The 18,965-nt window shown below is 64.6% G+C and carries 17 protein-coding genes; 6 read left to right on the plus strand and 11 right to left on the minus strand.

Annotated features, from left to right (window positions below):
• Positions 1-100 precede the first annotated feature (100 nt).
• Entirely contained in the window at positions 101-580 is a 480-nt protein-coding gene (locus P8H27_RS01245) for a YajQ family cyclic di-GMP-binding protein (protein WP_289634798.1), read from the minus strand.
• A 149-nt stretch (positions 581-729) separates the two neighbouring features.
• On the opposite strand from P8H27_RS01245, the gene P8H27_RS01250 reads away from it, so the two are divergent.
• From P8H27_RS01250 to P8H27_RS01265, 4 genes are read left to right on the plus strand one after another with little or no spacing between them, the layout of a single operon-like run.
• On the plus strand, positions 730-1,695 hold the full coding sequence (locus P8H27_RS01250; protein WP_289634799.1) for a response regulator: 966 nt from the start codon (positions 730-732) through the stop codon (positions 1,693-1,695).
• A 12-nt stretch (positions 1,696-1,707) separates the two neighbouring features.
• A complete protein-coding gene (locus P8H27_RS01255) occupies positions 1,708-2,634 on the plus strand; it encodes a putative 2-dehydropantoate 2-reductase (protein ID WP_289634800.1) in 927 nt (308 codons plus the stop codon).
• Between the two features lie 50 nt (positions 2,635-2,684).
• The gene (locus P8H27_RS01260) at positions 2,685-4,703 is read left to right on the plus strand and encodes an ATP-binding protein (protein WP_289634801.1); all 2,019 of its coding nucleotides are present in this window, start codon (positions 2,685-2,687) and stop codon (positions 4,701-4,703) included.
• 2 nt (positions 4,704-4,705) lie between these two features.
• Complete coding sequence (locus P8H27_RS01265) at positions 4,706-5,287, plus strand: cob(I)yrinic acid a,c-diamide adenosyltransferase (protein WP_289634802.1); 582 nt, start codon at positions 4,706-4,708, stop codon at positions 5,285-5,287.
• Between the two features lie 111 nt (positions 5,288-5,398).
• On the opposite strand, the gene P8H27_RS01270 is transcribed toward P8H27_RS01265, so the two are convergent.
• The 6 genes from P8H27_RS01270 to P8H27_RS01295 all read right to left on the minus strand — a co-directional run bounded on the left by P8H27_RS01270 (position 5,399) and on the right by P8H27_RS01295 (position 10,253).
• A complete protein-coding gene (locus tag P8H27_RS01270) occupies positions 5,399-6,292 on the minus strand; it encodes a pseudouridine synthase (RefSeq protein ID WP_289634803.1) in 894 nt (297 codons plus the stop codon).
• Positions 6,293-6,372: 80 nt separating this feature from the next.
• Complete coding sequence (locus P8H27_RS01275; RefSeq protein ID WP_289634886.1) at positions 6,373-6,696, minus strand: diacylglycerol kinase; 324 nt, start codon at positions 6,694-6,696, stop codon at positions 6,373-6,375.
• 61 nt (positions 6,697-6,757) lie between these two features.
• Positions 6,758-7,489 carry a lipopolysaccharide kinase InaA family protein gene (locus tag P8H27_RS01280; RefSeq protein WP_289634805.1) on the minus strand — a complete coding sequence of 244 codons (732 nt, stop codon included), beginning with the start codon at positions 7,487-7,489 and terminating at the stop codon, positions 6,758-6,760.
• Between the two features lies 1 nt (position 7,490).
• Positions 7,491-8,180, minus strand: a complete 690-nt coding sequence (locus P8H27_RS01285) for a class I SAM-dependent methyltransferase (protein ID WP_289634806.1) — start codon at positions 8,178-8,180, stop codon at positions 7,491-7,493.
• 128 nt (positions 8,181-8,308) lie between these two features.
• A complete protein-coding gene (locus P8H27_RS01290) occupies positions 8,309-9,580 on the minus strand; it encodes a HAMP domain-containing sensor histidine kinase (RefSeq protein ID WP_289634807.1) in 1,272 nt (423 codons plus the stop codon).
• Positions 9,570-10,253, minus strand: coding sequence for a response regulator transcription factor (locus P8H27_RS01295; RefSeq protein ID WP_289634808.1), 684 nt, complete (start codon positions 10,251-10,253; stop codon positions 9,570-9,572). Before P8H27_RS01295 ends, P8H27_RS01290 begins: the two co-directional genes overlap by 11 nt.
• 118 nt (positions 10,254-10,371) lie before the next feature.
• On the opposite strand from P8H27_RS01295, the gene P8H27_RS01300 reads away from it, so the two are divergent.
• Positions 10,372-12,360, plus strand: coding sequence for an LTA synthase family protein (locus tag P8H27_RS01300; RefSeq protein WP_289634809.1), 1,989 nt, complete (start codon positions 10,372-10,374; stop codon positions 12,358-12,360).
• Entirely contained in the window at positions 12,350-13,102 is a 753-nt protein-coding gene (locus P8H27_RS01305; RefSeq protein ID WP_289634810.1) for a phosphatase PAP2 family protein, read from the plus strand. Before P8H27_RS01300 ends, P8H27_RS01305 begins: the two co-directional genes overlap by 11 nt.
• A gap of 28 nt (positions 13,103-13,130) precedes the next feature.
• Here P8H27_RS01305 and P8H27_RS01310 read toward each other — a convergent pair whose 3' ends face one another.
• The 4 genes from P8H27_RS01310 to secA all read right to left on the minus strand — a co-directional run bounded on the left by P8H27_RS01310 (position 13,131) and on the right by secA (position 18,951).
• Positions 13,131-14,072: a Nudix family hydrolase gene (locus tag P8H27_RS01310; RefSeq protein WP_289634811.1), complete on the minus strand. Its 942-nt coding sequence runs from the start codon at positions 14,070-14,072 to the stop codon at positions 13,131-13,133.
• The gene (locus tag P8H27_RS01315; RefSeq protein ID WP_289634812.1) at positions 14,069-14,701 is read right to left on the minus strand and encodes a glutathione S-transferase family protein; all 633 of its coding nucleotides are present in this window, start codon (positions 14,699-14,701) and stop codon (positions 14,069-14,071) included. Before P8H27_RS01315 ends, P8H27_RS01310 begins: the two co-directional genes overlap by 4 nt.
• Before the next feature lie 137 nt (positions 14,702-14,838).
• On the minus strand, positions 14,839-16,056 hold the full coding sequence (gene argJ, locus P8H27_RS01320; RefSeq protein WP_289634813.1) for a bifunctional glutamate N-acetyltransferase/amino-acid acetyltransferase ArgJ: 1,218 nt from the start codon (positions 16,054-16,056) through the stop codon (positions 14,839-14,841).
• Positions 16,057-16,215: 159 nt separating this feature from the next.
• Entirely contained in the window at positions 16,216-18,951 is a 2,736-nt protein-coding gene (gene secA / locus P8H27_RS01325; protein WP_289634814.1) for a preprotein translocase subunit SecA, read from the minus strand.
• Positions 18,952-18,965: the final 14 nt, after the last annotated feature.

Raw genomic sequence — 18,965 nt, forward strand, 5'->3', positions numbered from 1 at the left:
TCCTTTTTCGACGCTTAAAACGCGACCGCCATGGCAAGCCATGGCGGTCGCTTTACGATCATTGCCGCCGCGACACCCGGTGTCCGGCAGGCTTGCCGCATCAATCGCGGAAGTTGTTGAATTGCAGCGGCATGCCGAACTCCTTGGCCCGCAGGGCGGCGATCGCCTCCTGCAGGTCGTCGCGCTTCTTGCCGGTAATGCGCACCTGCTCGCCCTGGATGGCGGCCTGCACCTTGAGCTTGCTGTCCTTGATGTGAGCGACGATCTTCTTCGCCAGCTCCTTGTCGATGCCTTCACGCAGGGTCATCTCCTGCTTGACGCTCTTGCCCGAGGGGTAGGCGTCCTTGAATTCCAGACATTGCACATCGATCTTGCGCTTTACCAGGCAGAGTTTGAGAATCTCGACCATCTGCTCCAGCTGGAAATCCGCGTCGGCCGTCAGGTTGACGGTCAGGTCTTTAAGCTCGAAGCTGCCTTTACCGCGCAGGTCATAACGACGCTCGAGCTCCTTGATGGCGTTGTCGACAGCATTGGTCACTTCGTGTTTGTCCAGTTCGGACACCACGTCGAACGAGGGCATGGGCTTCCTCCAGATAGACGGCGCGACCCAGATCACGGGCGGAACGCGCTTGGCTTGACGGTTAAATAACCCGGCCAGTATATATCGATAGCAACAAAGCCTGCCCGGCGATGTACCGGGCCCATGCGAGTTTCCCTAAGAGCCTGCCCATGCCCAACCCCCATCTCAGCATCCTGGTGGTGGACGACGCCAAGTTCTCCAGCGCCATGATCGGCCGTGCCCTGAGCCAGGCCGGCTACCAGGACGTGCGCTTCGCCCACAGTGCTGCCGAAGCCCTCAAGCTGGTCGAGCAGCGCCCGGCCAGCGTGCTCCTGGCGGACTGGCTGATGCCGGAAATGGATGGCCTGGAACTGACCGGACGGGTACGCCAGCTGGATGAAATGGCCGATCATTACACCTACGTCATGCTGCTGACCGGCAAGGAAGGCGGAAACGTACTGGGCGAAGCCTTTGACCGCGGCGTCGACGACTTCATCAACAAGGCGCAGATGAATGAACAGCTGGTGCCCCGGGTCTACGCCGCCGACCGCCTATGCAACTCCCTGCAACGTCTGCTCCAGGAAAATCGCCTGCTGACGGAAAACATCGCCAGCCTGGAACAGCGCAACCTGGTGGATACGCTGACCGGTCTGGGCAATGCCCGCTACCTGCGGCAGAAGCTGCTCGACAGCCTGCGCCAGGTCGAGTCGCGTGGCGGCGCGCTGTGCTACCTGTTGATCGGCCTGCAAGAGGCGGGCGAACTGCGCCAGCGTCATGGCAACGGCTTCTACAACGAATTGCTGCATGGCGTCGCCCGCCGCTTGCAGCAACTGGTGCGCCCGCTGGACGTGCTGGTGCGCCTGGACGACAACCATTTCGCCCTGATCGCCCTGCTCGAAAACCTGCAAGAGTGTGCGCCGAGCAGCTTTAAACGCCTGCACGAAGGGCTCAACGTCAAGGCGTTCAAGACCAGCGAAGGTTTCATCGGCCTCAAAGCCGGTATCTGCCTGGTCGGCCTCAACGCCAAAGCCTTGCCCATCGACCCGGACAGCCTGATCGCGCATGCGACCAAGCTGCTGCCGGAGTCTTATGCCAGTGGCCGGGTCGCCGCCATGCGCCTGCCGCTGACGAACTAGGCGAGCGCCGAGATGAGCTGGCATGTACTCGGCGCCGGCAGCCTGGGTGGCCTCTGGGCGGCACGCCTGGCCCGCGCCGGCGTGCCGGTGCAGTTGATCCTGCGCGACGCCAGTCGTCTCGCCGCTTATCGGCGCGCGGGAGGCCTGACCCTGGTCGAACAGGGGCAGGCCCGGCACTACCCCGTACCGGGACAGACCGCCGCCGACTCGGCGCCGATCCAGCGCCTGCTGCTGGCCTGCAAGGCCTACGACGCCGAAAGCGCCATTGCCGCTCTCAAGCCGCGCCTGGCCCCCGGCGCCGAGCTGATCCTCCTGCAAAACGGCCTGGGCAGCCAGGATGCCGTGGCGGCCCAGGTACCTAATGCGCGCTGTATTTTCGCCTCGAGCACCGAAGGCGCCTTTCGCGATGGCGCCGCGCCCGAAGGAGAATGGCGCGTGGTATTCGCCGGCCAAGGCCATACCTGGCTCGGCGACCCGCTCGACAACACCCCGGCGAGCTGGCTCGACGAACTCGAACGCAGCGGCATCCCCCACCAGTGGAGCCCGGACATTCTCAGCCGGCTATGGCGCAAGCTGGCGCTGAACTGCGCCATCAACCCGCTGACCGTCCTCTACGATTGCCGCAACGGCGGCCTACGCGAACACCCGACGGAGGTCGCCACCCTCTGCGCCGAACTCGGCGAACTGCTGGCCACCTGCGGCCAGCCCGCCGCCGCACAGGATTTGCATGCCGAGGTGCAGCGGGTGATCCAGGCGACCGCGGCGAACTACTCCTCGATGCACCAGGATGTCGCCCGGGGCCGGCGCAGTGAAATTGCCTATCTGCTCGGTTATGCCTGTGCCGCGGCGCAGCGCCATGGCCTGGTTTTAGCGCACCTCGAGGCGCTGCATGCACGTTTGCGCGGGCACCTGAGCGCGCGCGGATTGCCCAGCCATTAAGCCACGCGTTACCCTGCTCGCACTCCCTCGTCACCGCGGCTTGCCAGCCCATGCTATTGCGCCAGCGTCTCGAAAACCTTCCGGTCGGCCGCAAACTGCTTGCCGCGCTGCTGGTACTGCTGGCCGCCGTGCTGCTGATGGCGAACCTGGCGTTCATCAGCGCGGCCTACTGGATTTCCCAGCAGAGCGTCGCGCCGCAAGCCTTGCACACCTTGGGCCGACTGATCGCCAGCGCATCCCTGAGCCAGGAAGCGCTGGGCTCGGCAAACGCCGCCGAAGCCCTGCTGCAACGTCTGGACGACTACGCACCCCTGCGCGCCGCGGCGATCTACGACAGCAACGGCGCCAGCCTGGCCCAGCTACAACGCGGGGAAAAGCTTCAGTTGCCGCTACGCGTCGAACAACTGGAGAGCTGGCGCCACAGCGAATTCCGCACCAACCTGCTGGTCGAGCTGCCCCAGCCCGATGCAGAGCCTGGCTACTTGCTGCTGGTTGCCTCCAGCGAGCTGCCCAGCGCCTTCTACACCGGCACCCTGACCGCCAGCCTGGCGATCCTCGCCTTCAGCGTGCTGCTCTGGCTGCTGGTGGCACGGCAGATCCGCCGACTGGTGACCAAACCGATCCGCAGACTGGAAGAACTGTCGCGCCAGGTTACCCGCGAGGAGAATTATTCACTGCGGGCCAGGCGCGGCAACCAGGACGAGATCGGCAGCCTGGCCGATGCCTTCAACACCATGCTGACGCGCATGGAGGCGCGCGAGCAACAGCTTAAACGTGCCCGCGACGACGCCCAGGCGGCGTTCGACCAAGCACAAGGGCTGGCCGAAGAAACCCGCCACTCCAACCGCAAGCTGGAGCTGGAGGTGCAGGTACGCAGCAAGATCGAGAAAAAGCTCACGGGCTTTCAGAACTACCTCAACAGCATCATCGACTCCATGCCCTCGGCCTTGATCGCCCTCGACGAACAACTCTACGTCACCCAGTGGAACCAGGAAGCCAGCGTCCTCTCCGGCACGCGCCTGAACGAGGCGCTGAACCAGCCGGTATTCCTCGCCTTCCCGCCGCTGAAACCCTTTCTGCCGATGCTCAAACACACCGCCGAACAGCACAAGGTGGAGAAGATCGAGCGGGTGACCTGGAGCAAGGACGAAGAACCGCATCACTACGCCCTGACCTTTTACCCACTGATGGGCGGCAGTGGCCGCGGCGTGGTGATCCGCATCGACGACATCAGCCAGCGCCTGAGCCTGGAGGAGATGATGGTGCAGTCGGAAAAAATGCTCTCGGTCGGCGGCCTGGCCGCCGGCATGGCCCACGAGATCAACAACCCGCTTGGCGCCATTTTGCATAACGTGCAGAACATCCGCCGGCGCCTGTCGCCGGAGTTGGAGAAGAACCGCGAACAGGCCGCGCAGATTGGCGTGTGCCTGGAAGCCATCGACCGTTACCTGCACGCACGGGAGATCCCGCGCCTGCTCGACGACATCCAGCAGGCCGGAACCCGGGCGGCGAGAATCGTCAGCCATATGCTCAGTTTCAGCCGTCGCAGCAACCGCCAACTGGCGCCCTGCCAGCTGCCCGCCGTGATCGACCAGGCGCTGGAAATCGCCGGCAACGACTTCGACCTGACCGAAAGCTTCGACTTCAAGAGCCTGCTCATCCGCCGCGAATTCGACGCCGCTCTGGGCCCGGTGCCCGGCACCGCCAACGAGCTGGAGCAGGTGCTGCTCAATCTGTTGAAAAACGCCGCCCAGGCGATTCACCAGCGCGCCGACAGCCGCACGCCCGGGCAGATCATCTTACGCACCCGATTGGCGCCGCCCTGGGCAGAAATCCAGGTGGAAGACAACGGCGTCGGCATGCCCGAACTGGTACGCAAGCGCATCTTCGAGCCGTTCTTCACCACCAAGGAAGTCGGCCAAGGCACCGGGCTGGGCCTGTCGGTCTCCTACTTCATCATCACCAACAACCATAAAGGGCAAATGGAAGTGCACTCCAATAGCACTCAGGGCACTTGTTTTACCCTGCGTCTCCCGCTAACTGCCGCACCCGCCATTACAGGTTTATAAACATGGGTTATCGACTGTCGAAAATTTACACCCGCACCGGCGATGCCGGCGAAACCGGCCTGGCCGACGGCCGCCGGGTGGCCAAGGATCACCCGCGGGTGGAGGCCATGGGCGAGGTGGACACACTGAACAGCCAACTCGGTCTGCTGCTCGCCGAACTCGCCGAACAGCAGGCCATGTGCCCGGGCCTGAGCGAACTCATCGAGGTGCTCGCGCCCTGCCAGCACCGCCTGTTCGACCTCGGCGGCGAGCTGGCGATGCCCGAGTACCAGGCCCTGCAACAAACCGAAGTCGAGCGCCTGGAGACGGCGATAGACCGCTGGAACGAGGAGCTCGGCCCGCTGCAAGATTTCATCCTGCCGGGCGGCTCGCGGCTGATCGCCCAGGCCCACGTTTGCCGCAGCCTGGCGCGCGGCGCCGAACGCCGCTGCCAGCAGCTGAACGCCGTGGAACCCCTCCGCGGTATCGGCCTGGCCTATGTCAACCGCCTCTCCGACCTGCTGTTCGTCGCCGCGCGCCTGATCGCCCAGCGCCAGCAGATCAATGAGGTGCTGTGGCAGGCGGCGCCGAAACAGCCGGCGTAACCCGCGGCCGCAGACTGCGGCTGCGCAGGAGGGCCGTTCTGTAACCCGGGTGCAGTCCGGGAGCGGCTTATCTGGCGCTGAACCGTCCCGAATTGCCTCCGGGCTACGGCATCAGGTCAGGCTCAGGCGACTCTCGAAGCGGCGTTGCTCGCCGCTTAGCGGATCGATAAAGCTCAGGCCCTGGGCCAGCAATTTGAGCGGCCGACTGTAGTCGTCAGGGGCATCGGCGCCTTCGCCGATCTCGGGGTAGAAGGGGTCGTTGCAGATAGGCGCGCCCAGGGCCGCCAGGTGCACCCGTAGCTGATGCTTTTTGCCGGTCACGGGGAACAAGGCGTAGCGCCAGAGCTCACCGAGTTTTTCCGCGACCTCGATACGGGTCTCGGTATTGGCCATGCCGGCGACTTCCTGCATGCGGAAAAACGGCTCGCCGGCCACCAGCCGCGTGGCCCGCCGCAGGGGAAAGTCCAGGTTCGGCAAAGCCGGTGCCAGCGCCTCGTAACGCTTGTCCATCTGCCGTTCACGGAACAGCGCCTGATAGCGGCCACGACTCTGCGGATGGGTGGAAAACAGCACCAGCCCGGCGGTATGCCGGTCGATGCGGTGCAGTGGCACCAGGTCGGCATTACCCAGGCGCTTGGCCAGGCGTGCCTGCAACGTCTGTTCGACATACTCGCCGGCCGGCATCACCGGCAGGAAATGCGGCTTGTCGGCCACCAGTAGGTGTTCGTCGACATACAGCACCGATTCGACGAAGGGGATCGGCGTCTCCGCCGCCACCTCGCGAAAATAATGCACGCGCAGGCCTGCCCGGTAGGCATGCGCCGGCCCCAGCGGCGCGCCGTCGGCATCCAGCACCCGGCCACGGGCCATGCGCTGCAGCCATTGCTCGCGGCTGATCGCCGGAAAGTGCGCGCACAGGCAATCGAGCACGGTCGCCCAAGCGCCTTGCGGCAAATGCAGGGTACTCGGACGCATATTGGACGGGGAACGGGCTTGCACGGACATGATGACACTCGGCGGACAGGCTGGCGTAACGAACGCCCATTAGGCCGCAGCCCCGCACCTGGCGTCAAAGTGCAATGCGGCTACAGCAGGATCACCGCCCAGACCACCGCGATCAGGCTCAGGGTCAGCAATTGCGCGGCGCTGCCCAGATCCTTGGCCTGTTTCGACAAGGGGTGCAGTGCCAGAGAGATGCGATCCACCGTGGCCTCGATGGCCGAGTTGAGCAACTCGACGATCAGCGCCAGCAGGCATACGGCGATCAGCAGCGCGCGCTCGACCTTGGCGACCTCCAGGCAAAACGCCAGCGGCAGCAGCACGCCATTGAGCAGCAGCAATTGGCGGAACGCCGCCTCGCCGCGAAATGCCGCCAGCAAGCCCGCCCAGGAATAGCCGCCGGCATGCATGATCCGCCGCCAGCCGGTTTGCCCCTTCAGCGCGCGGCCGTCGAGCGCCGTGACAGCGGCTTCAGGCTTCACGCTGAGAGGCCGCCACGCTGTCGGTCGAACCATCGCAGGCGGCGTAGGCGTCGAGCAAGGTGCGCCAGTCGGCTGACGGCATGTCGCCACGCCGCCGAGAGAGCTGAGCGAGGTCGCGGCGCGCCGCGGCGCTGCCGAACAGCCGGCGGCGGCTTTTCTCCAGATCGAGCAACGCCACTTCGGCCCAATCGCTGCTGCCGGCGGCGTGACGCTTGACGAAGATGTGCTTGGGGTACAGACAACCATGCTGCCAACCGGCCCGGTGCAGACGCCTGAGGGTCAGCGCCAGCTCTTGCAACAAGCGGCCCTGGAATCCGTGGCCCCAACGCTGCGGCGCCTCACTGGCGTACCACTGCTCCAGGCTGACGAAGCCTTCCAGCGCCTCGGTGACCAACAGTGCGCGCCACTGCCCGGCGTGTTTCTGCGCGGCGCCATAGACCAGCTTCGGCACGCGGATGGCGAGCTTTTCCAACGCCTGCATGGCGTGCAACTCACGCAACACCGTGGGCCGACCCCAAGGGTGTCGCCAGGAGCGGTACAGATGCCCGGTCTGACGCTTGAGGTACAACGACGGCCCGGTTGCATGACGCAAACGTTGCACGCCACTTTCGCCGCCGCGGCGTCGATTGGGCGCCTCGACCCACTCGCCGCGAGTCTGCCACCAATCCTCGAAGGCACTGGGTACCCGCTCGCTCTGCGCTAACGCCGTCAGGCCGTTCATCTCAGTTGCCCTTGCGCAGGACATAGACCCGCCACATGGCGTAGCCCGGGAGGAAGTCCTGGTGGCCGAGGGTATCGAAACCGACCTGCTTGAACTCCGCCTCGATGGTCGACCGGGCAATGACGAAACGGTTCTGATTGGCACCGCCCGGCCCCTCGGCGGCACGCCGCGCCTCCAGCTGCCGACGCTTCCAGGCCTTGTAGTTGCCGTCGACCCACAGCGAGACGATCAGGGTATCGCGGGTCACCCGGTGCAGCTCGCGCAACATCGCCAGGCGATGCTCGGGGTCGGCGATGTGATGCAGCAGGCGCATGCAGAAAATGCTGTCGACCGCGTTATCGCCCAGATCGATGGCGAAGGCCGAGGTCTGGAAAGCCTTAACCCTGGCGACCACATCTGCCGGCTGCCCGGCCGTGGCAATCGCCAGCATGTCCGCTGAATTGTCCGCCGCGAGAATCACCCGGTTCGGCTGTTCGGCCAGCAGCGGCCAGAAGCGTCCCGCGCCGCACGGTAGGTCGAGCACCAGGTTAGGCTCGCCGGCCAGCTTCAAGGCATGCCGAGCCAGTTGTTCGTCGCGCCAATGGGACAGCCGACGCGCCAGGCCGTCCTGATGTTTGTGCAAATACTGGCGGGCATGCTCACGGTCGTACTTGTGCGAGAACGCCAAATCGATGGGTTTGTCGCTAGACATGACAACCTGCTCCCTTGAGGAATCCATGGCTGCCAAAGTAACCAGCGGGGCATCAAGCCCGCGTCAAAAGAATGTGAAAAAAGCGTGAAACGCTGGCCGAACAGGCCGCACGCCATGCGCCGGCGTCATCAGCGCCGCAAGCTGACCTCGAACACGCTGCCCTGCGGTGGCAAATCGCGCACCTGCACCGCCCAGCCTTGGTGCGTACAGATCCGCTTGACCAGAGACAAGCCCAACCCCAAGCCTTCGCCCCGCGCCTGGGTACCCCGCACGAAGGGTTGGAACATCTGTGCCTGCTGATCCTGGGGAATGCCGACGCCGCTGTCCTCGACGCGAAAGCTGCCGTTTTCGAGGATCAGCCGCACCGTGCCCTGCTCGGTGTAGTGCAAGGCATTGCGCAGCAGATTGGAGATCACCGTGCGCAGGAACGTCAGGTTGTACTGCGCGTCATCCTGGCCTCGCTCGATCAACTGGAACTGCAGGCCTTTCTCGCGCATCAAGGGCGCCCAGCGCTTGCTCTGTTCATCGGCCACCGCGGCCAGGGTCGCGCTGCCGCCCTGGCTCGACTCCTGCAACCTGGCCCGCGCCAGGATCAGAAAGGTCTGCACCAGATCACGCATTTCCTCGGTCGCGCGGCCAATGCGCTGTACCTGCTCGCGCTGGCGGGCATCCAGATCGGGCGCCTCGGCCAGCAACTCACAGGAGCTGGCAATGATCATCAGCGGCGTGCGCAGTTCATGGCTGACGTCACTGGTGAACAGGCGCTCGCGCTCCAGAGAATGGCGCAACTGGCCGAGCGTGCTATCGAAGGCCGCCGCCAGGTGGCCGACTTCATCGTCCGGGTATTCCGGCGCCAAGGCCGGTGCCAGCGCGTGCAACTGATCGCGGTGACGCACCTGATTGGCCAGCCGGATCACCGGCGCCATCACCCGCCGCGCCAGCAACCAACCGAGCCCCCAGGCGACCAGTACGCTGAGCAGAAAACCGGCCAGCACCACATCGAACAACACCTGCTCGCGCGCCTCGAACTCGTGCTGCTCCTGCACCAGCATAGAGACCAGGCCGTTGCCGCTGCTGCGCTTGAACAGATAAAACGCCTGGTCGCCCTCGATCACCTCGGAAAACCCCTCCTCGGCCGCGGCGAACTGCTGCGGCACGGGATAGTCGGGCAAGTCCGACGCGAAAAACCGCGTACTGGCATCCAGCCGAGGCGCTCTGCCGCTGCCCAGGTCGTCCTGGATCACGGTGTCCAGTTCGCGCGCCAGCTCCTGGGAAACCAGATGCTCCTCGACGAAGTGCACGCTGGCGACAATGCCCAGCGACAGTATCCCGCTGACCACCAGGGTCATGAGCACGAAGGCGATCACGATACGCCGCAACAACGGCTGCTTAGACACCATCTGCGGACTCCGCCAGGCGATAACCGATACCGTGAATGGTGTGCAGCAACGGGGTGGCGAAGGGTTTGTCGAGCACCAAGCGCAGTTGATGAATATGGCTGCGCAGGCTGTCGCTGTCCGGGCAATCGTCGCCCCACAACGCCTCCTCCAGTGCCTCGCGGCGAACCACCGCCGGGCTGCGCTGCATCAGCACGGCCAACAGCTTCAGGCCCAATGGATTGAGTTTTAGCGGCTGCCCGGCGCGGCTGACATGCAGGGTATCGAGGTCATAGGCCAGCTCGCCGACTCGCAGTTGGCGCTTACGGCTGCCCTGGCTGCGCCGCAGGATGGCCTCGATCCGCGCCACCAGCTCGGACAGGGCGAACGGCTTGAGCAGGTAATCGTCGGCCCCGGCATTCAAGCCCTGCAGACGGTCGTCGAGGGCGTCGCGGGCGGTCAGCATGATGATCGGCGTGTCGCGGCGGGCATCCTCGCGCAAGCGCCGGCACAATTGATAACCGTCGATGCCCGGCAGCATGATGTCCAGCACGATCAGGTCGTAATGCCCGGAGGCCGCCAGGTGCAAGCCGCTCAGACCATCCTGGGCGCAGTCGACGCTGTAGCCCTTCAACGTCAGATAGTCGAGGACATTGGCCAGAATGTCCCGATTGTCTTCCACCACAAGAATGCGCATGTCCGTTTAGCCCTTGAGCGCGTCGAAACGATTTGACGTTTTTTTCACGCGGTTTCTACATTCGCCTCACACACCGACGAGCAGAGTGCACGGCATCTTTTCGCTGCAGGATCATACGATGCCAGCCTTGAAGTTTGCTCAACTGCGTTACCTCGCCCTGATTCTACTGACCTGGCTGACGATTTTTGCCCTGACCCGTAGCGTCTTGCTGCTCAGCCATCTCGTTGCGGCGGATCTCGGCTTGGCCGAGCTGGCCCGTGTCTATGCCACCGGCCTGGGCTATGACCTGGGTTTCGTCTGTTACGCCGCACTGCCGCTGGCCTTTTACCTGCTGCTGTGCCCACGCAGGATCTGGCAGCAGCGCTGGCACCGCGGCCTGTTGCATGCGCTGGTCGCCGTCAGCCTGTTCGCCATGCTGTTTACCGCCGTGGCGGAATGGTTGTTCTGGGACGAGTTCGCGGTGCGCTTCAACTTTATCGCCGTGGACTACCTGGTTTACTCCGACGAGGTGCTCAACAACATCCTCGAGTCTTACCCGATCTACCCGCTGCTGGCCGCCCTGGCAGTGATTGCGGTGGTTGCCGCCATGCTCTTGGGCAAAGCCACTGACGCCGCCCTCAACGCAGCGCCGTTGAGCTGGCGCGATACGCCATGGCTAGCGGCCGGGTTGATCCTGACGGCCTGCGTCAGCAGCTTGCTGCTCGACCAGGACTTCCCCCGCGGCACGGATGGCAATGCCTACCAGCGCGAACTGGCCAGCAATGGCCCCTACCAATTCTTCGCCGCCTTTCGCAACAACGAACTGGATTACCCACAGTTCTACGCCACCCTTAACCAGGGCGAAATCGCCAAGCAGCTGCGCGCCGAGCTAAGCGAGCCCAACGCACGCTTTATCGGCAGCGATCCCCTGGATATTCGCCGGCGGATCGACAACCCCGGCCAGGTGCAGCGACGCAATGTGGTGCTGGTGACCATCGAGAGCCTCAGCGCCAAATACCTGGGCAGCTTCGGCGATACTCGCGGCCTGACCCCCAACCTCGACCGCCTGCGCCAACAGAGCCTGTTCTTCAGCAACTTCTACGCCACCGGCACCCGCACCGACCGCGGGCTGGAGGCCATCAGCCTGTCGATCCCGCCGACGCCGGGGCGCTCCATCGTCAAACGCATCGGCCGCGAGAGCGGTTTCGCCAGCCTCGGCCAACAATTCCAGGCATTGGGTTACGACAGCGCCTTCGTCTATGGCGGACGCGGCTATTTCGACAACATGAACGCGTTTTTCAGCGGCAACGGTTACCGTGTGGTCGATCAGAGCAGCGTTGCCGAGCCGGGCATCCAGTTCAAGAATGCCTGGGGCATGTCCGACGAAGACCTCTATAGCCAGACCCTGAAGCTGGCCGACGCCGACCATGCCGCCGGCAAGCCGTTCTACCTGCAACTGATGACCACCTCCAACCACCGGCCCTACACCTACCCAAGCGGACGCATCGATATCCCGTCGGGCGATGGCCGCGAGGGGGCGGTGAAATACACCGACTACGCCATCGGCCAATTCCTCGAGCAGGCGCGGCACAAACCCTGGTTCGCCAACACCCTGTTCGTCTTCGTCGCCGACCACACCGCGGGCAGCGCCGGCAGCGAAGACCTGCCGGTGGCCAACTACCATATCCCGCTGTTCATCTACGCCCCGGGCTTTATCGCACCCCGCGAGCATGCCGCACTGGTCAGCCAGATCGATCTGGCGCCGACCTTGCTGGGCCTGCTCAACATCGATTACACCTCGACCTTTTTTGGCCGCAATGTGCTGCGCGCCGATGCCGCGCCAGGCCGCGCCCTGATTGGCAATTACCAACACCTGGGCCTGTTCGATGGGCAGGATCTGGCGATTCTCAGCCCACGCCAGAGCATCCGCCGTCACGCCGATGCCCTGGGTCTCAGCCACGAATCGAGTGCCACGGCCAACGATCCCCTGGTCAAGCGCAATATCAGCTACTACCAGAGCGCCAGCTACGACTTCAACCACCACCTGCTCGACTGGCAGCCGTCTCGCGCCACCGGCACCGGGCGACTCGCCGCCGCCCAGGCCCAGGAACGCGACCATGCGCTTTGAACTCCGCCCTGGCGCATCGCGGCCGTTCAATTTCCACCTGGGCTTTGGCCTGCCCCTCGCGCTGATGCTGTTGTTGTTGCTGGCAGATCCGACCGCGCTGGACTTCGCCATCGCCCACTGGGCCTACGATCCGCAGGCGGGCTTTATTGGCCGGCATAGCGGGTTTCTCGAAGGCATCCTGCATGACCGGGCCAAGCAGGCGGTGATCCTCATCGGCCTGCTGGCCATTGTCGGCTTCGTCCTCAGCCTGCTGGTAGGGCGCTGGCGGGCATGGCGCCGCCCGCTGGGTTACCTGGTGCTGGCGATGGGGCTTTCGACCGGCTATGTCACGCCACTCAAGGCCCTGACCGGCGTGCACTGCCCCTGGAGCCTCAGCGAGTTCGGCGGCCAGGAAAGCTACACGCCGCTGCTCGGCAGCCGCGCGCCGACCGCCAAGCCAGGCCGCTGCTGGCCCGGCGGCCATGCGGGCGCGGGGTTCTCGCTGTTCGCGCTGTTCTTCGTCCTGCGCGACCGTCGCCCGCGCCTGGCCAAGGCGGCGCTGGCCCTGGCACTGGCCCTGGGCATCAGCTTCTCGGTCGGACGCATGCTGCAGGGCGCGTACTTCTTCTCGCACAACCTGTGGACCGCGCTGTTCGACTGGCTGATCAGCCTGGGCTGCTACCGCCTGCTGCTGTACCGGCTGGCCCCCGCTCCGGCTGGCGAACTCGCGGCTCAGTCCGAGGCAGACCTGACTTCAAACTGAGCGCGCAGATGCTGAGCCAGCGGCCGGATCAACCCGGCCAGAATGCGCGAATCCCCGCCACGCCCTGGGCCCCGGCCGACCAGGCTCGCTCGAGATCCGCCGGGCCGACGCCGCCGAGCAGGTAGGCCGGCCGATTGAAACCCTGCAACAGCTCGCGGGCGCGAGCCCAGCCGAGCGGCCGGGCCTGGGGATGGGTCTGGGTCGCCTGCAACGGCGACAGGGTGACGAAGTCCACCCCCAGCTGCGCGGCCAGGGCCAGTTCCTCGGCGCCGTGGCAGGAGGCCGCCAGCCAGCGTGCGGCCGGGAAGGGTCTTCCCTTGGCGGCGTAGGTGCGCAGTTGGGCGGAGGTCAGGTGCCAGCCGGCGGCGGGGAAATCGCCGAGCCACTCCAGCGGCCCCTTGAGCATCAGCTGCGCCTTGCCCGCGCACAGGCCCTGGATGTCCACCGCCAGGTCGCGGTACTGGGCATCGAACAGCCCCGGCGCCCGCAGCTGGATCAGGCCAATGCCCGCCGCCAGGGCATCACGCACCCCCTGCAACAGCACCTGGGGCTCCAGGCCTTCCGGCGTGATCAGGTAGCGCTCGGGCAAACGGGCGGCAGCGACTATCGGCCGATTGGCCGCGGGAAATTCATAGTCGGGTAACTGCCGCGGGCTGACCCAGGCCAGTGGCTGATCCTCGGCGCCATGGGGCTCGCCGACGAAGGCCGAGACCTCCCAGACGTCCAGCAGCACCTGCTTGTCCGGATAGTCATGGCGCACCTGGATCAGCGGCCGCGTGACCGTCGGGCGAATCCCAAGCTCCTCCTCCAGTTCGCGCGCCAGGGCCGCCTGCACGGTCTCGCCAGGCTCCAGCTTGCCGCCGGGGAACTCCCACAGGCCGCCCTGGTGCTGCTCGTCCGCGCGCCTGGCGATCAGGATGCGACCGTCCGCCGCGCGGATCAGCGCCGCCGCCACATGGATGCGTTTCACCCCAGCCGTTCCTCCTGCGCCGCCTGGTACCAGCGCTGGAATGCCGGCCACTGGTAGACCGTCGCCACATACGCCGCCGCCACCTCGGGCAGTTCGACCCGGTAGCTGCGCAGCCGCGCCGCCACCGGGGCGAAGAAGGCGTCCGCCAGGCTGGCATGGCCGAACAGATAGGGGCCGTCCTGGCCAAACTGGGCCCGGCAGTCGGCCCAGAGTTCGCAGATGCGCTGGATATCCGCCTGGGCATCGGCCGGGATCGCAGTCAGCGCCTGATCGTGTTTGAGATCCATCGGCAGGTGCGTGCGCAGCGCGGCGAAGCCGCTGTGCATTTCGGCGCAGACCGAACGCGCCACCGCACGGGCGTACTCGCCACGCGGCCACAGGTAGGCCTCGGGGAAGCGTTCGGCCAGGTATTCGCCAATCGCCAGGGAGTCCCATACCGGGCCCTCCTCGGTCTGCAGCAGCGGCACCTTGCCAGTCGGCGAATGCTCGAGGATGCGCGCCCGGCTGTCCGGGCGATCGAGTGGGATCAGCAGTTCGCTATAAGGTGCCTCGGCCAGCTCCATCGCCAAGGCGGCACGCAGCGACCAGGAAGAATAGTTTTTGTTGCCGATGATCAGAGTCAGGGACATGAGCGTGCTCCATGCACAGAGGGTTGCCGAGGGTGTCAGCCGACCTTAAAAGGCGCCTGCCGCAATAGCAAATTCCCGTTGTTCATGGGGCCATGAACAACGGGAATAGAGACAACCCTATTGCGTCCCGGTCGAGATCAGGTGCGGTATTCGGCGTTGATCTTGACGTACTCGTGAGACAGGTCGGTGGTCCAGATGGTCTCGCTGCAGGTACCACGGCCCAACTCGATGCGAATGGTGATTTCCTCTTTGGCCATCACCGCCGCCCCCTGCTCCTCGGTATAACTGGCCGCCCGGCAACCGTGACTGGCAATGCACAGCTCGCCGAGAAACACGTCGATCTTGCTCACATCCAACTGCGCCACGCCGGCACGGCCGACCGCCGCGAGGATGCGTCCCCAGTTCGGGTCGGAGGCGAACAGCGCGGTCTTGATCAGCGGCGAGTGGGCCACGGCGTAACCGACGTCCAGACACTCCTGATGGGTCGCCCCGCCGTTGACCTGCACGGTGACGAACTTGGTCGCGCCCTCGCCGTCGCGGACGATGGCCTGGGCCACCTCCATGCACACCGCAAACACCGCTTCCTTGAGCTTGGCGAACAGTTCGCCGCTGGCCTGGCTGATTTCCGCCAGCGCCGCCTGGCCGGTGGCGACCAGCATGCAGCAGTCGTTGGTCGAGGTATCGCCGTCGATGGTGATGCGGTTGAACGACTTGTTCGCCGCGTCGCGCAGCAGATCCTGCAACACGCCCTGGGCCACTTTCGCGTCGGTGGCGATGTAGCCGAGCATGGTCGCCATGTTCGGCTTGATCATCCCGGCGCCCTTGCTGATGCCGGTGACGGTGACGGTGACACCGTCATGCACGAACTGGCGGCTGGCGCCCTTGGGCAGGGTGTCGGTGGTCATGATGCCGCTGGCCGCCTCGGCCCAATGATCCCCCGCCAAGTCGTCCAGGGCCGCCTGCAAGGCAGCCTCGATCTTCTCCACCGGCAACGGCTCGCCGATCACCCCGGTGGAGAACGGCAACACCGCGCTGTCGTCGACACCGGCCAACTGCGCCAGGGCGGCGCAGGTGCGCACGGCATGCTGCAGGCCGGGCTCGCCGGTGCCGGCGTTGGCATTGCCGGTGTTGGTCAGCAGGTAGCGCACGCTACCCAGCACGCGCTTCCTGGCCAGGATCACCGGCGCCGCGCAGAAGGCATTGAGGGTGAACACCCCGGCGACGCTGGAGCCTTCGGCGCAGCGCATGACTACCACATCCTTGCGCCCCGGGCGCTTGATGCCGGCCGAAGCGATACCCAGTTCGAAACCTGGAACCGGGTGCAGGGTAGACAGCGGGCCAAGACCAACAGCCATAGAGTGCGCTCCTTGAGGGACTTAAGTGTCGTGCCGCTGGGCACGACCGGGTTCGATGGTAAAACGCCGCGAGCGGCTAAACCGTTCGCGGCGTTGTAGAGCGGGCTCAAGCAGAGCCAAAGCCAATACCCTTTCCGCTGTGCGGGGTCGGCCAGCCGGTCAGTTGAGCTGACCGTGGCAATGCTTGTACTTCTTGCCGGAACCGCACGGGCAGGGTTCGTTGCGGCCGATCTTCGGCTCGGCACGCACTGGCGGCGGCGCAACCGCCACATCACCGTCCTCAGCCACGGCGTCTGGCTGCATCAGGGCCGAGGCCTCGGCGTGCTGGAACTGCATGCGCTCGGCCAGTGCCTCGGCCTCGTGGCGCAGACGCGCCTCTTCCTCGGCCGGGTCTTCGCGGCGCACCTGGACATGCGACAAGACCCGGATGGTGTCGCGTTTGATCGAGTTGAGCAGCTCCTGGAACAGGTCGAAGGACTCGCGTTTGTATTCCTGCTTGGGGTTCTTCTGCGCATAACCACGCAAGTGGATACCGTGACGCAGATGATCCATGGTCGACAGGTGGTCTTTCCACAGGTCGTCGAGTACGCGCAGCAGAATCTGCTTCTCGAAGGTGCGCAGGGCTTCGGCGCTGGCTTCGATTTCCTTCTCGTTGTAGGCCTTGACCAGCTCGTCGAGGATGCGCTCGCGCAGGGTTTCCTCGTAGAGTTTGTGGTCGTCGTCGAGCCATTGCTGGATCGGCAGCCTGAGGTTGAAGCTGGCGTAGAGCGCCTCCTCCAGACCCGCGATATTCCACTGCTCGGGCAACGACTGCGGCGCGATATATTCGTTGATGGTGCCGTCCAGCACTTCCTTGCGGAAGTCGGCAATGGTTTCGCCAATATCCTCGCTAGCCAGCAAGTTGTTGCGCATGTGATAGATCACCTTGCGCTGCTCGTTGGATACGTCATCGAACTCCAACAGCTGCTTACGCATGTCGAAGTTGCGCCCTTCGACCTTGCGCTGGGCCTTCTCGATGGCGTTGCTGACCATGCGATGCTCGATTGCCTCGCCTGCCTGCATGCCCAGAGCCTTCATGAAATTCTTCACCCGATCCGAGGCGAAGATACGCATCAGGCTGTCTTCCAGCGACAAGTAGAAACGGCTGGAGCCCGGGTCGCCCTGACGCCCGGAGCGGCCGCGCAGCTGATTGTCGATACGCCGCGACTCATGCCGCTCGGAGGCGACCACATGCAGGCCACCCGATTCGATCACCTGCTGATGGCGCTTCTGCCAATCGGCCTTGATCTGCGCGACCTGCTCGGCCGAGGGGTTTTCCAGGGCGGCCACTTCGACCTCCCAGTTCCCCCCCAGGACGATGTCGGTACCACGACCGGCCATGTTGGTGGCAATGGTCAGGGCTCCGGGACGCCCCGCCTGGGCGATGATCTCGGCTTCCTTTTCGTGGTACTTGGCATTGAGCACCTGGTGTTCGATGCCTTCCTGGGTCAACAGGCGCGAGACATATTCGGAGCTGTCGATGGTCGCCGTACCGACCAGGATCGGCCGCCCCTCAGCCTGGCATGCCTTGATGTCGGTGATGATGGCCGCGTACTTCTCTTCCTGGGTCAGGTAGACCAAGTCGTTGAAATCCTTGCGCTCCATCGGCCGGTTGGTCGGAATCACGATCACCGCCAGGCCGTAGATCTGCTGGAACTCGAAGGCCTCGGTATCGGCGGTACCGGTCATCCCGGACAGCTTGCTGTACAGGCGGAAGTAGTTCTGGAAAGTGGTCGAGGCCAGGGTTTGGCTCTCGGCCTGGATCGGCAACCCTTCCTTGGCCTCGATAGCCTGGTGCAGCCCCTCGGACAGGCGGCGGCCCGGCATGGTGCGGCCGGTGTGTTCGTCGATCAGCAGTACCTGATCGTTCTGCACGATGTATTCGACATTGCGCTGGAATAGCTTGTGCGCCCGCAGGCCGGAATAGACATGGGTCAGCAGGCCCAGGTTATGCGCCGAGTAGAGGCTCTCGCCCTCGGCCAGCAAGCCGACCTCGGTGAGCATTTCCTCGACGAACTGGTGGCCGGCCTCGTTCAGCTCGACCTGACGGCTCTTCTCGTCGACCTTGTAATGGCCCTCCTGAGTGACCACCCCCTCCTCTTCCTCGACGTGCAGCTTGAGGGTCGGGATCAGCTTGTTGATCTCGATATACAGCCTGGAGCTGTCTTCGGCCTGACCGGAGATGATCAACGGGGTACGCGCCTCGTCGATGAGGATCGAGTCCACTTCGTCGATCACCGCGAAGTTCAGCTCGCGCTGGAATTTATCTTCCAGGCTGAAGGCCATGTTATCGCGCAGGTAGTCGAAGCCGAACTCATTGTTGGTGCCGTAGGTGATGTCGGCGGCATAGGCCGCACGCTTCTCGTCCGGCGGCATGAACGGGGTGACGATGCCCAATGACAAACCGAGGAATTCGTACAGCGGACGCATCCAATTGGCATCGCGGCGGGCCAGGTAGTCGTTGACCGTGACCACATGCACGCCTTTACCTTCCAGCGCGTTGAGGTAGACCGCCAGGGTTCCCACCAGGGTCTTGCCCTCGCCGGTACGCATTTCGGCAATTTTGCCTTCATGCAAGGTCATGCCACCGATCAACTGCACATCGAAGTGACGCATGCCCATGACACGCTTGCCCGCTTCACGGGCTACGGCGAAAGCTTCCGGCAGCAACTGGTCGAGGGTTTCGCCTTTGGCCAGACGGGCTTTGAACTCGCTGGTCTTGGCACGCAGTTGCTCATCCGAGAGTGCAAGCATCTGCTCCTCGAAGGCATTGACGGCCTGAACCGTCTTGAGCATGCGCTTGACTTCACGCTCGTTCTTGCTTCCAAAGAGTTTTTTCAACAAAGGCGCAAACATATCGGCAGGATCTT

The sequence above is a fragment of the Pseudomonas sp. sp1636 genome, from assembly GCF_030376615.1.
Lineage (GTDB): Bacteria > Pseudomonadota > Gammaproteobacteria > Pseudomonadales > Pseudomonadaceae > Aquipseudomonas.